This window comes from Photobacterium japonica (assembly GCF_050337005.1).
Lineage (GTDB): Bacteria > Pseudomonadota > Gammaproteobacteria > Enterobacterales > Vibrionaceae > Photobacterium > Photobacterium japonica.
Genome location: NZ_JAKJSN010000009.1, coordinates 27,812 through 44,901, shown reverse-complemented (window position 1 = coordinate 44,901; position 17,090 = coordinate 27,812). Strand labels below are relative to the sequence as shown.

Sequence of the window (17,090 nt, the reverse complement as noted above, 5' to 3'; positions counted from 1 at the left end):
GATAACTCAGGCACGTGGATTGTAGCCTGTTGAAACTGGAAGGAAGTATCTATGACAGATCAAGAGCTGAATGCTCAGGGACTTTATGTGCCTGAACTGGAGCACGATGCCTGTGGCATCGGCTTTGTGGCCCATTTAAAGAACCGTAAATCCCATGACATAGTCACCCAAGCCCTTGATATGCTTGCGAGAATGGAGCACCGTGGCGGTCAAGGCTGTGATCCATGCAGTGGTGATGGTGCCGGTATTCTCCTACAGAAACCGCATGAATTCCTGCTCGAGGAAACCGTTAAACTGGGTATTCGCTTGCCGGCCTTCAGCCAATACGGTGTCGGTGTCGTACTGTTCCCTAAAGACGAATACAAACGTCAGCAGTGCCGCGATATCCTTGAGCGCAATGCCAAACGCCTCGATCTCGACGTAATTGGCTACCGTGTACTCCCGGTCGACAACTCCATGATTGGGGACGATCCGCTCAGCACCGAACCGCAGTTCGAACACGTCTTCATCAGCGGCGGTCCTAACCTTGATCCTGCGGTCTTAGAGCGCAAACTGTACGTCTTGCGTAACTACACCGTGCGTGTGTGCCTTGAGAGCGTGTCGAACATCGGTGATGACTTCTACATCAACTCACTGTCATACAAAACATTGGTCTACAAAGGCCAGCTCACCACCGAGCAGGTACCGCAATACTTCCTCGATTTGCAAAACCCGAGCATGGTCACGGCGCTGGCACTCGTCCATTCCCGTTTTTCGACCAACACCTTCCCGCGTTGGCGCTTGGCCCAGCCTTTCCGTTACATCGCGCACAACGGTGAAATCAATACCGTTCGTGGCAACCTGAACTGGATGAAAGCGCGTGAAGCGATTTTAGAATCCGACCTGTTCAGCCAGCAAGAAATCGACATGCTGTTGCCTATCTGTCAGGAAGGCAGTTCCGATTCGTCCAACTTCGACATGGCGCTCGAACTGTTAGTGCTATCAGGCCGTAGCCTGCCGCATGCACTGATGATGCTGATCCCAGAAGCGTGGCAAGAAAACACCAGCATGGATCCCAAGCGCCGTGCCTTCTACCAGTACCATGCCAACGTCATGGAACCGTGGGATGGCCCCGCCTCCGTCTGTTTCACCGATGGCGTACAAGTCGGTGCTACCCTTGACCGTAACGGCCTGCGTCCTTCCCGTTATACCGTGACCAAAGATGATTTCTTGATCATGGCATCGGAATCTGGCGTGGTCGAAATTGCCCCTGAAAACGTCCAGTTCCGTGGCCGTTTGCAGCCAGGCCGTATTTTTGTTGCCGATCTGGAACAAGGTCGCATCATCTCTGACGAAGAAGTCAAAGACAGCATTGCGACCGCGCAGCCGTATGAGCAATGGGTAAAAGACAACCTGCTGACACTCAAGTCGCTGCCAGATGCCGACAACATGCACCACCAGCCAACGCCAGAACGTTTGTTGCATCATCAACAAGCCTTCGGTGTCAGCTCGGAAGAAGTGAACGAAATTATCGTCCCGCTGGCCAAAACCGGTTATGAACCGTTAAGTGCCATGGGGGCCGACTGGCCATTGGCCGTGCTGTCTCACCAGTCACAGCACCTGTCTAACTACTTCAAGCAGCTGTTTGCGCAGGTCACCAACCCACCGATCGATCCGATCCGTGAGCGTATGGTGATGTCACTCAACACCTACTTAGGTAAAGATCAGAACCTGCTGACTGAAACCCCAGAGCACTGCCAGAAGGTCGAACTGGAATCGCCTGTTCTGTCGAATGCCGAGCTAGAAAAGCTCCGCGCCATCGACAACGAGCACCTGCAAGCCAAGACGCTGGATATCGTATTCCGTGCCAGCGGTGAAGCCGGCAAGCTCGAGCGTGCGCTCAAGCGTATCTGTCAGTATTCCGAAGATGCAGTGAACGACGGCTACTCAATCATCATCCTGACGGACCGCGCGGTGAACTCTAACCATGCCGCCATCCCTGCGATGCTGGCCGTCGGCGCCGTACACCACCACCTGATCCGCAAAGGCCTACGCGCCAAGTGTGACATTGTGGTCGAAACCGGTGATGCCCGCGAAACGCACCACTTTGCCACTTTGGTGGGCTACGGTGCCAACGCGGTTAACCCGTATTTGGTGACCGAAACGCTGGTCGACTTGCAGAAGAAACGCAAACTTGACCCAGAATTGTCGACTGATGCGCTGTTCAACAACTACCGTAAAGGCGTGAACGGCGGCCTGCTGAAAATCTTCTCGAAGATGGGGATTTCCACCCTGCAGTCTTACCATGGCGCGCAAATTTTTGAAGCCTTGGGGATCAGCAAAGCCGTGGTCGACAAGTACTTCACCGGTACCGTCTCGCGTATTCAGGGCCTGACCATCGATGACATCGCCAAAGAAGTGTTGATCCGTCACCGCACCGGTTACCCGACCCGTGAGATCCCGGTTCAGATGCTCGATGTCGGCGGCGTATATCAGTGGAAACAGCGTGGTGAAAAGCACCTGTTCAACCCTGAAACGATCTCGTTGCTGCAACAATCGACCCGCGAAAAAGACTACGATCAGTTCAAGCAATACTGCCATGCGGTGGATTCGCAAGGTGACGATGCGGCCACCCTGCGTAGCCAGCTTGAGTTCATTAAAAACCCAGCGGGCTCAATCCCACTGGACGAAGTGGAACCGATTGAAAGTATTCTCAAGCGTTTCGCGACCGGTGCCATGAGCTTTGGTTCGATCTCGTACGAAGCGCACTCCACGCTTGCCGTGGCCATGAACCGCATTGGCGCGAAATCGAACTCCGGTGAAGGCGGTGAAGACCCAATCCGCTTTGAGAAAAAAGACAACGGTGACTGGGAACGTTCTGCCATCAAACAGGTAGCCTCAGGCCGCTTCGGTGTGACCTCTTACTACCTCACCAACGCCGATGAGATCCAAATCAAAATGGCGCAAGGCGCGAAGCCGGGTGAAGGCGGTCAGCTACCGGGTGATAAAGTCGATGACTGGATCGGGGCAACCCGTCACTCCACCCCGGGGGTCGGCCTGATCTCGCCGCCGCCGCACCACGACATTTACTCGATCGAAGATTTGGCGCAGCTGATCTACGATCTGAAAAATGCGAACCGTGCTGGCCGCGTTAACGTGAAGCTGGTATCCGAAGCCGGTGTCGGCACCATCGCCTCCGGTGTGGCCAAAGCCAAAGCGGACGTCGTTTTGATCGCTGGTTTCGATGGCGGTACCGGTGCGTCGCCAATGTCCTCTATCCGTCACACGGGTCTACCGTGGGAGTTGGGCTTGGCTGAAACTCACCAGACACTACTGAAAAACGGCCTGCGTAACCGTATCGTCGTGCAGTCTGACGGCCAGATGAAAACCCCGCGTGACCTTGCTGTCGCGACCCTATTGGGTGCTGAGGAATGGGGGGTCGCCACCGCCGCCTTGGTCGTGGAAGGCTGTATCATGATGCGTAAGTGTCACAAGAATACCTGTCCTGTCGGTATCGCAACCCAGAATAAGACCCTGCGTGAGCGCTTTGACGGCCGCGTCGATGACGTCGTCACCTTCTTCCAATACATGGCTGCAGGTCTGCGTGAAATCATGGCGGAATTGGGCTTTAGCACCATTGATGAGATGGTCGGCCAATCGAAGAAACTAAAGATCCGTGATGATATCGGTCACTGGAAGTACAAGAACCTGGATCTCAGCCCTGTGCTCTTTGTTGAGCCAGCGCGTGAAGAAGACGGCGTGTACAACCAGCGCCAGCAAGAGCATAACTTGGAAAACGTGCTTGACCGTCAGTTGATCAAAGCCGCGGCCCCTGCCTTGTATGAAGGCAAAGCGGTGAATGCTGAATTTAACATCATCAACACCGATCGCAGTGCCGGTACCATGCTGTCTAACGAGATCTCGAAGATCTACAAAGACAATGGCCTGCCACAACCTATGAACGTGAAATTCAAAGGCTCAGCAGGACAAAGCTTCGGGGCTTTCCTGAGCAAAGGTGTGCACTTTGAAGTGGAAGGCGATGCGAACGACTATTGGGGTAAAGGCCTGTCGGGCGGTACCTTGGTACTCTACCCAGATGCCCAGTCTGACATCGTACCGGAAGACAACATCGTGGTCGGTAACGTCTGTTTCTACGGCGCGACCTCCGGTGAGTCTTACATTCGCGGCCTCGCGGGTGAGCGCTTCTGTGTACGTAACTCCGGTGCCAAAGTGGTCGTCGAAGGGATCGGTGATCACGGGTGTGAATACATGACCGGTGGTGTCGCGATCATTCTCGGTCAAACCGGCCGTAACTTTGCCGCGGGCATGAGTGGCGGTGTCGCGTATGTCTGGGATCAGTTCCAAGATTTTGAAACCAAACTCAACCCAGAGCTGGTGGACTTGGACCCAATCGAACAAGAAGATCGCGAGCTCGTACACGCGATGCTCACCAAGCACGTTGCCCTTACCGGCAGTACGGTAGCGCAGACTTTCCTCGACAACTTTGAAGCAAACCTTCAGAGCCTCGTGAAAGTGATGCCAAGGGATTACAAAGCCGTACTACTGAAGCGTAAAGCGGAAGCAGAAAACAAGGAAGAGTTGGAGGCCGTCAATGGGTAAGCCTACAGGATTTTTAGAATTTGGCCGTGAACTGCCAAAAAAGCTGGATCCCAGCGTACGTATTCAGGATAACAAAGAGTTTGTCCTGAACACCGAGTTCGGTGACAAGATCAACACACAGGCGTCACGCTGCATGGATTGCGGTGTCCCGTTCTGTCACAACGCCTGTCCGATCGGCAACATCATTCCAGAATTCAATGATGCGGTCTTCCGTGACAGCTGGGAAGAAGCGTGGAACATTTTGAGTTCCACCAACAACTTCCCTGAATTTACCGGTCGCGTATGTCCTGCACCGTGTGAAAGTGGCTGTGTATTGGGGATCAACCAAGACCCGATCACCATCTGTAACATCGAAAAAACCATCGTGGAAACGGCGTACCGTGAAGGCTACGCCAAGCCGAAAACACCGCGTTCACGTACCGGTAAAACCGTGGCCATCATTGGCTCCGGCCCTGCCGGCCTGGCGGCGGCCGAGCAGCTCAACAGCGCGGGTCACACCGTGACCGTGTTTGAGCGTGACGAGAAAGTCGGGGGTCTGCTGCGTTTTGGTATCCCGGATTTCAAACTCGGCATGGACATCATTGATCGTAAGATCGACCTCATGGCGGCCGCGGGCGTACAGTTTGAAGTGAATGCCCACGTAGGTGTGAACATCAATGCCCGTCAACTTCGTCAGGACTTTGATGTGGTGCTACTGACGGGCGGCTCAACCGTTCCGCGTAACCTGCCGATCCCGGGGCGTGAACTGAAAGGCGTGCATTTTGCGATGGAATTCCTCGCACAGAACAACCGCCGCGCCAACGACATGGATCTGAAAACAGACGAAATCCATGCCAATGGTAAGCACGTGGTCGTGATCGGGGGCGGTGATACAGGCTCTGACTGTGTCGGCACCTCGAACCGTCATGGTGCAACCAGCATCACACAGGTCGAAATCATGCCGATCCCACCGGAAAAACGCCCGGCCAATCAGCCTTGGCCGTCATACCCGATGATCATGAAAACCTCCACCTCACACGAGGAAGGCTGTGATCGTCACTGGAATATTCTGACCAAGGAATTCATTGGCGATGAAGACGGTAACGTGAAAGCGTTGCGTATTGCCGATATTCAGTGGAATGAGGCCGCACCGGGCGAACGTCCAGGCTTTACCGAAGTGGCCGGCTCTGAGCGTATCATTCCGTGTGATTTGGCCTTCTTAGCCATGGGCTTCTTGCACCCAGAGCCAACTGGCGTGCTGGCGCAACTGGATATCGCGCTGGATGACCGCGGTAATGTGGCGACCAACGGGTTTGCCACTAACCAGAAAGGCGTGTTTGCCGCCGGTGATATGCGAACGGGCCAGTCATTGGTCGTACGTTGTATCAACGAAGGCCGTGAATGTGCCCGTGATATCGATGCCTTCTTGATGGGGAGCACCCACCTTGAAGCCAAAGCCGATTCATTGATGCTGTCTAACGCCTAACCGCAATCATTAGCACAGCTCGTACATACCGGCGAGCATGACATTCTCAAAACCGACTCACTGAGTCGGTTTTTTTTCGCCTCAACATCCCATGCCTCCGCATTTCGCCCCCATACTTAACGGTACTGCCTGTTATCCGCAGGGGGATAATGACGTCTCTCGTTCCCTGCCGATAACGCGATGAGTAACACCTTTTACGACACAACCATCAATATCACATCAACCCCGCATCAATGGCTTGATGATTATTTGACCTTTTTGTAAATAGTGTTTAACGTGAAAATCGCAAAATGCCGAGGTATGCCCATACACCGCTGACCCCTTTCCCGCCTGCGCCACTGGCAGGCCACCCCGGTTCAGCGAAGGCACATTACCATCGTGCGCACTGCGAGGATGGCTGCAAAAACAGCCACACTGCTTGAGTGAAGCAGACGCCAGGGAGAGTTTCATGACACTGTATGATCCCACTCGGGAAAAAGATAATTGTGGTTTCGGCTTAATTGCCCACATTGAAGGCGAAACCAGCCACAAGCTTGTTCGCACCGCCATTTCCGCCCTTGACCGCATGACCCACCGCGGGGGGATCGCCGCCGACGGCAAAACCGGTGATGGCTGTGGCTTATTAATGAAAAAACCGGATCGCTTCTACCGCATCGTCGCCGAAGAAAAAGGCTGGAAGCTGTCACGGGAATTTGCGGTCGGGATGATCTTTCTGAGTCAAGATCCCGTGCTCGCTGAACAGGCCCGCACCGTCATTCAAGAAGAATTGGCGAAAGAGACCCTGTCGCTGGTAGGTTGGCGAGAAGTGCCCATCACACCGAGTGTCCTTGGTCCCATCGCGGCTGACACCCTGCCCAATATCGAGCAAGCCTTTATTAATGCGCCAGCCGGCTGGAAACCCCGCGATATCGACCGTCGACTGTATATCGCCCGACGCCGCATCGAAAAACGCATCACGTGCGATCCGGACTTCTATATTTGCAGCCTCTCGACTCAAGTGATGGTTTACAAAGGGCTGTGTATGCCCGCCGACTTACCGCGCTTTTATTGCGATTTAGGCGACATTCGCCTCGAATCGTCCATTTGTTTGTTCCACCAGCGCTTTTCCACCAACACCCAACCCCGCTGGCCTCTCGCCCAACCGTTTCGCTATCTCGCCCACAACGGGGAGATCAACACCATTGCCGGTAATCGCCAATGGGCACGAGCCCGCGCGTACAAGTTTGCCTCGCCGCTGCTGCCCGATCTGCAAACCGCGGCCCCGTTCGTCAATGAAACCGGCTCTGATTCCTCCAGTCTCGATAACATGCTGGAGCTGTTTTTGGCCGGTGGCATGGATTTGTTCCGCGCCATGCGCATGTTGGTGCCGCCCGCGTGGCAAAATCACCCAGACATGGATCCGAGCCTGCGCGCGTTTTATGATTTCAACTCCATGCACATGGAACCGTGGGATGGCCCGGCGGGGATCGTGATGTCCGACGGTCGCTACGCCGCCTGTAACCTCGACCGTAACGGCCTACGCCCAGCCCGTTATGTGATCACCAAAGACAAGCTGATCACCCTCGCCTCTGAGATCGGCATTTGGGACTACGGCCCGGATGAAGTGGCCGAGAAAGGCCGTGTCGGCCCCGGTGAACTGCTGGTGATCGACACCAAGTTTGGCAAAATTTGGCATTCCGCCGACATTGATAATGAATTAATGGGTCGTCACCCGTATCACGAATGGCTCGACAGCCACGTGAAACGTCTGGTGCCGTTTGAGGCGCAAGGCGAAGAACATGTCGGCAGCCGCTTGCTCTCCGATACCGAGCTCAGCACGTACCAGAAACTGTTCGCAATGAACCGCGAAGAGATCGAACAGGTACTGCAAGTGATCGGGGAAAATGGTCAGGAAGCTACGGGATCCATGGGTGACGATGCACCGATGGCGGTACTGTCATCCAAAGAACGCGCCGTGACCGACTACTTCCGCCAAATGTTCGCACAAGTCACCAACCCGCCCATTGACCCCTTACGGGAAAAGCACGTCATGTCGTTAGCGACCTGCATCGGGCGGGAAATGAATGTGTTCTGTGAAACGGACGGTCATGCCTACCGTGTGGCATTTGCCTCGCCAGTACTGCTGTACTCGGATTTGGTGCAGCTGCTCGAACTGGACGATCAGTATTACCGTAACAGCATTCTCGACATCAATTACTCCCCCGCCGAGAAGCATCTCGAACAAGCCATTATCGACCTGTGTGATCAAGCTGAACGCTTGGTACGTAATGGCACCGTATTACTGGTGCTGTCCGATCGCGGCATAGACCCCGACAAACTCCCGATACCGGCAGCAATGGCCGTCGGCGCCTTGCAGCAACGACTGGTCAACACCAACCTGCGGTGTGATGCCAACATCGTGATCGAAACCGCCACCGCGCGGGATCCGCATCAGTTTGCCGTATTACTCGGCTTCGGCGCCACCGCGGTGTATCCGTATCTCGCTTATGAGTCGCTCGGCAAGCTGGTCGACAGCGGTGCCATCAGCAAGCCCTATCGAGACGTGATGGTGAATTTCCGCAACGGCATCAACAAGGGTCTGTATAAGATCATGTCGAAAATGGGGATCTCCACCATCGCCTCCTACCGCTGCGCCATGTTGTTTGAAGCCGTCGGCTTAAGCGATGAGATCGTCAACCTCTGCTTTAAAGGGGTCGCCAGCCGCATCCAAGGGGCCGACTTTACCGATTTCCAGCAAGACGTGTTTAACCTGTCACGCAAAGCGTGGCTCAAACGCAAACCAATCGATCACGGCGGTCTGCTCAAGTACGTCCACGGTGGTGAGTTCCATGCTTATAACCCCGACGTGGTCACAACCTTGCAACGCGCGGTGAAATCCGGTGATTATCAGGATTACCTGCGCTTTGCCGAGCAGGTCAACACCCGTCCGGTCGCTGCCATCCGTGATTTGATGAGGCTGAAAGACGATACTTCTCCGATTGCCATTGAACAAGTGGAAGCCGCCACCGAGCTGTATAAACGCTTTGACTCCGCCGCCATGTCGATTGGGGCATTAAGCCCTGAAGCCCATGAAGCCCTCGCCATCGCCATGAACCGTCTCGGCGGCTTTTCTAACTCCGGCGAAGGCGGGGAAGATCCCCGCCGCTTCAACAGCGAGCGTAATTCGCGCATCAAGCAGGTGGCCTCTGGCCGTTTTGGCGTGACCCCCCATTACTTGGTCAATGCCGATGTTCTGCAAATCAAAGTGGCGCAAGGCGCTAAGCCCGGTGAAGGCGGTCAGCTGCCCGGCCACAAAGTCACCACGGAGATCGCCAAACTGCGCTATGCCGTGCCGGGCGTCACCCTGATCTCACCGCCACCACACCATGACATTTATTCGATTGAAGACTTGGCGCAGCTGATCTTCGACCTGAAACAAATCAATCCGGACGCCATGGTGTCGGTCAAACTCGTGTCCGAGCCCGGTGTCGGTACCATCGCCACCGGCGTGGCCAAAGCCTATGCCGATCTGATCACCATCTCCGGTTATGACGGCGGTACCGGTGCCAGCCCATTGACCTCGGTGAAATACGCCGGTAGCCCATGGGAATTAGGCCTCGCCGAAACCCAGCAAGCACTGGTTGCCAATGGGTTACGCCATAAAATCCGCCTGCAAGTGGATGGCGGACTCAAGACCGGTTTAGACGTGATCAAAGCGGCAATCCTTGGCGCGGAAAGTTTCGGCTTTGGTACCGCCCCTATGGTTGCACTAGGCTGTAAATACCTGCGTATTTGCCATTTAAACAACTGTGCCACCGGGGTCGCCACCCAAGATGAGACCTTGCGCCGCGAGTTCTTTAAAGGCTTGCCGGAACAAGTGATGCATTACTTCATCGGCCTCGGGCAAGAAGTGCGTGAACGGTTGGCACAACTGGGCGTGGAAAAACTCACTGATTTGATCGGCCGTACCGATTTACTGGACGTGATTGACGGCTACACCGCCAAGCAAAGCAAATTGGATCTGTCACCGGTATTGGCCACCGTCACCCCTCCCGGTGGCCACACCGTGTATTGCAGTGAAGCGAACACGCCGTTCGATCCGGCCATGCTGAACACCCAACTGCTGGAAGAAGCCCTGCCCGCCATAGAAGCGCGCAGCGGCGCTTGCTTCTATCATGCGATCCGTAATACCGACCGTTCGGTGGGGGCTCGTTTGTCCGGTGAAATCGCCAAGCGTTACGGCAACCAAGGCATGGCCGCCTCACCGATTGAGATCCACCTGACCGGCACCGCCGGCCAGTCGTTTGGCGTCTGGAACGCCGGTGGCTTACACCTCACCCTGACAGGCGATGCCAATGACTATGTCGGCAAAGGCATGACCGGCGGGAAAATCGTGATCCGCCCACCACAAGGTTCCGCCTTTGCCTCCAGCGAGGCCACCATCATGGGCAACACCTGTCTGTATGGTGCCACGGGCGGCAAATTGTTCGCGGCCGGCAAAGCCGGTGAACGTTTTGCGGTGCGCAACTCAGGCACCATTGCCGTGATTGAAGGTGCGGGGGACAACGCTTGTGAATACATGACCGGCGGCATTGTCGCGATTTTGGGGAAAACGGGCGTGAACTTTGGCGCCGGGATGACAGGCGGCTTTGCTTATATTCTGGATGAAGACGGCGACTTTATCGGCCGTGTGAATCCGGAGTTAGTGGAGGCGGTGCCCTTGGCCGATCTGCAGATCCATCAAGAGCACCTGCGTGGGCTGATTGATCAGCATCTTGCGCTGACAGGCTCCGATCGGGCACAGGCGATTCTGGCGGACTTTGACCGTTGGATCCCGCAATTCTATTTAGCCAAACCGAAATCGGCCGATGTGAATACCCTGCTCGGCCACCAAAGTCGCTCAGCCGCCGAGCTGCGCGTACAAGCACAATAGGAAGGGACACCGATGAGCCAAAACATATACCAATTTATTGATGTGGCACGGATTGACCCACCAAAAAAGCCACTGAACATCCGTAAAATTGAGTTCGTGGAGATCTACGAACCGTTCACCAAACAGCAAGCCCGCGCTCAAGCGGATCGCTGTTTAGACTGTGGTAATCCCTATTGTGAGTGGAAATGCCCGGTACACAATTACATTCCGCAATGGCTGAAGCTGGCCAATGAAGGGCGGATTTTAGAAGCGGTTGAGTTGTCGCACCAAACCAATACCCTGCCGGAAGTGTGTGGCCGTGTATGCCCACAAGATCGCTTGTGTGAAGGCGCGTGTACCCTGAATGACGACTTCGGGGCCGTCACCATCGGCAACGTGGAAAAATACATCACCGATCAGGCACTCAAAATGGGCTGGAAGCCCGACATGTCACACGTGGAGTGGACCGATAAAAAAGTGGCGATCATTGGGGCGGGACCTGCGGGCCTGTCTTGTGCGGATATTCTGGTACGCAACGGGGTTAAACCTGTGGTGTTTGATCGTTATCCGGAAATCGGCGGCCTGCTGACCTTTGGCATTCCCTCATTCAAATTGGAAAAAGAAGTGATGATCCACCGCCGTCACCTGTTTACCGAAATGGGGGTCGAGTTCCAACTCAACACCGAGATCGGCAAAGACATCCCCATGGACACCTTGCTGGCTGACTACGATGCGGTATTCCTTGGCGTTGGGACGTATCAGAACATGCGCGCCGGATTGGCCAATGAAGACGCGTCCGGCGTTTACGATGCGCTGCCGTATTTGATCGCCAATACCTATCAGGTCATGGGGCTCGACAGCGATCAGCCGTTCATTGATATGCAGGGCAAACGGGTGGTGGTACTCGGTGGCGGGGACACGGCCATGGACTGTGTCCGCACCGCCGTGCGTCAAGGCGCGCAGCACGTGACCTGTGCGTACCGCCGCGATGAAGCCAACATGCCCGGCTCTAAGCGCGAAGTGAAAAACGCCCGCGAGGAAGGCGTACATTTTCAGTTTAACCTGCAGCCTATCGGCTTAGCCGTGGATGAGCGCGGCCACATTAATGGAGTAACCGTCGTCAAAACTGCCCTCGGCGAACCGGATAACGCAGGACGCCGTCGCCCTGAACCCGTGGCCGGGAGCGAGCATGTTATCGCAGCAGATGCGGTGATCATGGCCTTTGGCTTCCAACCCCATGCGATGCCGTGGTTGCAAGCTTTTGAAGTCGAGCTGGACGCGTGGGGACGCATCAAAGCCCCGGCCGACAGTCAGTTTGCTTTTCAAACCACCCACCCGAAAATCTTTGCGGGCGGGGATGCGGTGCGGGGCTCGGATCTGGTGGTCACCGCCATAGATGAAGGCCGCCGTGCCGCCGAGGGGATCTTGGATTATCTCGACGCCTGATCGCCTACCGCGGACTTGGTAATGTTCGTCTCCCTCATGCTACAATCGCCCTATCAATAAGGCGCCCCTTCTCGGGCGCCTTCATTCACCCAATAAAGAGATCCTACTGATGAAAATCGGCATTATCGGCGCGATGGAACAAGAAGTTGCCATCCTAAAAGATCAACTGGCTAACTGTGAAATGCACGCAAAAGCAGGTTGTACGTTCTACACCGGTACCCTAAACGGTGCTGACGTGGTATTGCTACAATCAGGCATTGGTAAAGTCGCGGCCGCTGTGGGCACCGCTGTATTGCTAGAAATCTTCCAGCCAGACGTTGTACTTAACACGGGCTCTGCGGGCGGTTTTGACAGCAGCCTGAACGTCGGTGATGTGGTGATTTCGACTGAAGTTCGCTACCACGATGCAGATGTAACCGCATTTGGCTACGAAATGGGTCAGATGGCACAACAGCCAGCCGCCTTCATTTCTGATGCGAACCTGATGGACGTGGCAGAAAAAGCCCTGGCGACCATGGGTGAGATGCACGCGGTTCGCGGCCTGATCTGCACCGGCGATGCGTTCGTTTGCTCGGCAGAGAAGCAACACTTCATCCGTGAACATTTCCCAACCGTGATCGCGGTAGAAATGGAAGCAGCAGCGATTGCACAAGCGTGTCACCAGTTCAACGTCCCGTTTGTGGTGGTACGTGCGATTTCTGACGTGGCTGATAAAGAATCACCAATGAGCTTTGACGAATTCCTACCATTGGCGGCGAAGAGCTCGTCAGTGATGGTAGCGAAAATGGTTGAGCTGCTAAACGCATAATGAACGACGCCATTGCTCTGCTCACCGGCAACACCGCGTTACTTGCGATGGCAGGTGCGCTTGCTTTGCAATGGCTGTTACCGATCCCTGCCGCCCTGCATCCCTTAGGGATCTGGCGGCAGTTGTCCCTCCTGCTGGCCGACAAGGTCAATAACCCGCAGGACACCCCACGCCAACAAATGCAATCCGGTCTACTTGCCGGCAGCCTGATGATCTTCACTGTCTTGATCATTTTACTCTGTTTATATCAACTCGCGTGGTTTGATCTCCCCTTTCACCTGATTTTACTCTGGCTTGCCCTCGACTGGCGCACCACGGCCCAGTTCAGCAAGCAGTTCATTACCGCCTATCAGCACGAAGAGAAGCCGCGTTGCCGCCAATTACTGGCTGAGCGACTCAATCGCCACACCGATAACCTGTCCCTGCTGGGGCTGGGAAAGGCCGGTGCAGAAACCCAATTACTGGCCTACGGCCGCTTAGTGGCTGGCGTGCTGTTTTGGTACGGCTTAACCGGTGGCATTGGCGCCCTGATCTATCGCTTATTGATCAGTTTGGCCCGCACTTGGTCCCCCAGCCGTCAACGTTATCAGCACTTTGGTCGCCCGCTGGTGATCCTGCTCGCCATCATGGACATCGTGCCATTGCGCCTGTTTGCAGTATTAATCAGCCTCGGTCGCAACGGCAAAGCCGCCCTGAAAGGGCTGGCGCAATGTGGGGAGCAATGGCAACTGCCCGGCCCCGGCTGGTTGTTAACGGCCACTGGCCACAAATATTCCCTGTCGCTGGGTGGACCGGCGATCTATGACAACATAAAAATGGACCGGCCTCGGATAGGCGGCAAAATTGCCCCTGCCGCGTTGCACTTGGCACAAATCGATCGGCTGGTACAACACCGCCTGTGGGTTTGGGTCGGCGTGCAAAGCCTTTTACTCGTTTTATTTCAAGGAACTGTGTAGTGCGCGTTGTGATCTTCCTCGTCAGTGTTTTCTCCCTTATGGCTCAGGCGTTTGCCGCCGCACCGCCAACAACAGACTTGCCGCAGCGGATCATCAGCTTGTCACCGCACACCACCGAGCTGGCCTACGCCGCAGGCTTGGGCGATAAACTGATCGCCGCCAGCGATTACAGTGACTACCCTGAACAAGCCAAACAGCTTGAGCGTGTCGCCAACTACCGCGGGATCAAACTCGAACGTATCGTTGCTCTGAAACCGGATCTGATCTTGGCGTGGAAAGGTGGCAATCCGGTGCGTGAAATGGATCGCCTCGAGCAACTGGGCTTTACCCTGTTCTACTCTAATCCCAAAACGCTGGACGACATTCCGCGCACGGTCGAACAACTCGGCCAGTATGCCGCTTCGCCGGATCACGCCCATCAGGTTGCGACCGATTTTCGTACCCGACTGGCCGCACTCAAACAAACACGGCAGGGCGAACGTCCGGTGAAATACTTCTACCAATTGAGTGACAGCCCGATCATTACCGTGGCCGGTACCAGTTGGCCCAGCCAAGTCTTTACCCTGTGTGGCGGCGAAAACATCTTTGCCGACAGCCCTGCAGCGTATCCGCAAGTGTCAGTTGAACAAGTGATCGTGCGCCAGCCTGATGTCATTTTTGGCACCCCACACAGTGGCACCGATGTGGGCGTGTGGCAGTCGTGGCAACAACAGATCCCCGCCGTGGCCAATGGCCATCTGTATACCCTGACCGCGGACTGGCTCAATCGCCCAACGCCCCGCACGATCAACGCTGTCGAACAGGTGTGCGGCTATCTGGATCAGGTGCGTCAGACCGGCCATTAACAGCCCCACAACATACACTGTGAGTCGTAGCACAAATCCGTTGCACCAAGTTGTAAGGCCGCTATTTACTCGTACAATCGGCGGCGATTTCTCAACTCTTTCGCTCAAGCAGGTATCATGACTCTCATCTATCTTCTCGATATGTTCGGCACGGCAGTGTTTGCCGCATCCGGCGTATTATTGGCAGGCCGACTCCGTATGGATCCCTTCGGTGTCGTGGTACTGGCCAGCGTGACGGCCATCGGGGGCGGTACCATTCGTGATATGGCGCTGGGCGCCACGCCCGTTTTTTGGATCACTGATACCACTTACCTGTGGGTGATCTTCGTAACGTGTTTGATCAGCATGATTGCCATTCGTCGCCCTCGCCAAATGCCGTGGTACATTTTGCCCGTCGCGGATGCCATCGGTTTGGCCGTGTTTGTCGCTATCGGGGTGGAAAAAGCCTTACGCTTTGGCGCGACCCCCATGGTCGCGGTGATCATGGGTGTACTCACGGGTTGTGGTGGCGGAGTGATCCGCGATGTACTGGCCCGCGAGATCCCGATGGTGCTACGTACCGAAGTGTATGCCACCGCCTGTATTCTTGGTGGTATTGTGCATACCACGGCGTTAACCGTTGGGGTGGCCGCTTCCGTCGCGACCTTAGCCGGTATCATCACCACCCTGACGATTCGCTTGGCGGCGATCCGCTGGCACCTGTCACTGCCAACCTTTGCGCTGCGTAACTAAATCAACGCTTCGCTTGGCGGCAACGCATAAACCGTAAACCGCAGGCACAAAAAAAGGCGCATCATGCGCCTTTTTTCTTTCTGACAATCAGCAATTAGCTGATGGTCACGCGAGCAAACTTACGCTTACCTACTTGGTAGACGATCGTACCCGCAGCAGGCACCAACTTGGTGTCTTCCACTTTCTCGCCGTCTTGCTTCACGGCGCCCTGACGGATCATACGCATCGCGTCAGACGTTGAGTTCACTAGACCTGCTTCTTTCAACAAGTTAGTGATCGCAATACCCGCTTCAAAGGTGAATTCAGGCATTTCTTCAGGCATTGCGCCTTTCTGGAAACGGTTAATGAACTCTTGCTCAGCCGCATCCGCGTCCGCTTCTGTGTGGAAACGCGCGATGATTTCTTTCGCCAGTAGGATCTTAATGTCGCGCGGGTTTGTGCCGTTCGCCATGTCAGTCTTGAACTGATCGATTTCTTCCAATGGACGGAAAGACAACAGCTCGTAGTAGCTCCACATCAGATCATCAGAGATCGACATGATTTTACCGAACATATCGTTTGGCGCGTCAGAAATACCGATGTAGTTAAACGCCGACTTCGACATCTTCTTCACACCGTCCAAGCCCACTAGCAGTGGCATGGTCAATACAACCTGTGGCTTCTGACCGTGGGCTTTTTGCATTTCACGGCCCATCAGCAAGTTGAATTTCTGATCGGTACCGCCTAGCTCGACGTCAGTCTCCATCGCAACAGAGTCATAACCCTGAAGCAGTGGGTACATGAATTCGTGAATCGCGATTGGACGGCCTTCGCTGTAACGCTTTTTAAAGTCGTCACGCTCAAGCATACGGGCAACCGTTTGGTTCGCCGCAAGACGGATCATGCCTTCAGCGCCCAGCTCAGACAACCACGTTGAGTTGAATGCAATCGTGGTTTTCGCGGGATCCAAGATTTTGAACACCTGCTCGGTGTACGTCTTGGCATTTTCAAGCACTTGTTCACGGGTCAACGGTGGACGCGTGGTGTTTTTACCGGTTGGATCACCCACCATCGCGGTGAAGTCACCGATCAGGAACGTTACTTCGTGACCCAGCTCTTGGAACGTACGCAGTTTGTTCATGATCACAGTGTGACCAAGATGGATATCAGGTGCTGTTGGATCGGCACCCAATTTAATACGTAGAGGACGGTTCTCTTTCAGTTTGGCAATAAGCTCTTCTTCCGGAATCAGCTCATCCACACCGCGCTTAATTTCAGCTAATGCTTGTTCAATGCTGGCCATTCTTGTTCGCTCCCGCAGAATTGGCAAAAAAGTAATAATCGACAATCTTACTTGAATAGCGCTGTG

At 55.0% G+C, this 17,090-nt stretch carries 9 protein-coding genes; 8 read left to right on the top strand and 1 reads right to left on the bottom strand.

Annotation, left to right across the window (positions count from 1 at the left end):
- Positions 1-51 precede the first annotated feature (51 nt).
- From gltB (L4C36_RS02480) to L4C36_RS02445, 8 genes are all read left to right on the top strand, one after another.
- Positions 52-4,599, top strand: coding sequence for a glutamate synthase large subunit (gltB, locus tag L4C36_RS02480; RefSeq protein ID WP_428476200.1), 4,548 nt, complete (start codon positions 52-54; stop codon positions 4,597-4,599).
- Positions 4,592-6,064 carry a glutamate synthase subunit beta gene (locus tag L4C36_RS02475; protein ID WP_428476199.1) on the top strand — a complete coding sequence of 491 codons (1,473 nt, stop codon included), beginning with the start codon at positions 4,592-4,594 and terminating at the stop codon, positions 6,062-6,064. Before gltB (L4C36_RS02480) ends, L4C36_RS02475 begins: the two co-directional genes overlap by 8 nt.
- Before the next feature lie 448 nt (positions 6,065-6,512).
- Positions 6,513-10,976 carry a glutamate synthase large subunit gene (gltB, locus tag L4C36_RS02470; RefSeq protein ID WP_428476198.1) on the top strand — a complete coding sequence of 1,488 codons (4,464 nt, stop codon included), beginning with the start codon at positions 6,513-6,515 and terminating at the stop codon, positions 10,974-10,976.
- Positions 10,977-10,988: 12 nt separating this feature from the next.
- The gene (locus tag L4C36_RS02465; protein ID WP_428476197.1) at positions 10,989-12,401 is read left to right on the top strand and encodes an FAD-dependent oxidoreductase; all 1,413 of its coding nucleotides are present in this window, start codon (positions 10,989-10,991) and stop codon (positions 12,399-12,401) included.
- 109 nt (positions 12,402-12,510) lie between these two features.
- Positions 12,511-13,209, top strand: coding sequence for a 5'-methylthioadenosine/S-adenosylhomocysteine nucleosidase (gene mtnN, locus L4C36_RS02460; RefSeq protein WP_428476196.1), 699 nt, complete (start codon positions 12,511-12,513; stop codon positions 13,207-13,209).
- Complete coding sequence (locus L4C36_RS02455; RefSeq protein WP_428476195.1) at positions 13,209-14,165, top strand: cobalamin biosynthesis family protein; 957 nt, start codon at positions 13,209-13,211, stop codon at positions 14,163-14,165. The genes mtnN and L4C36_RS02455 overlap by 1 nt, the downstream gene beginning before the upstream one ends.
- Before the next feature lie 38 nt (positions 14,166-14,203).
- Positions 14,204-15,010 carry a vitamin B12 ABC transporter substrate-binding protein BtuF gene (btuF, locus tag L4C36_RS02450; protein WP_428476299.1) on the top strand — a complete coding sequence of 269 codons (807 nt, stop codon included), beginning with the start codon at positions 14,204-14,206 and terminating at the stop codon, positions 15,008-15,010.
- A 117-nt stretch (positions 15,011-15,127) separates the two neighbouring features.
- The gene (locus tag L4C36_RS02445; protein WP_428476194.1) at positions 15,128-15,742 is read left to right on the top strand and encodes a TRIC cation channel family protein; all 615 of its coding nucleotides are present in this window, start codon (positions 15,128-15,130) and stop codon (positions 15,740-15,742) included.
- A gap of 94 nt (positions 15,743-15,836) precedes the next feature.
- Here L4C36_RS02445 and tyrS read toward each other — a convergent pair whose 3' ends face one another.
- Positions 15,837-17,024, bottom strand: a complete 1,188-nt coding sequence (gene tyrS / locus L4C36_RS02440) for a tyrosine--tRNA ligase (protein WP_428476193.1) — start codon at positions 17,022-17,024, stop codon at positions 15,837-15,839.
- Positions 17,025-17,090 lie beyond the last annotated feature (66 nt).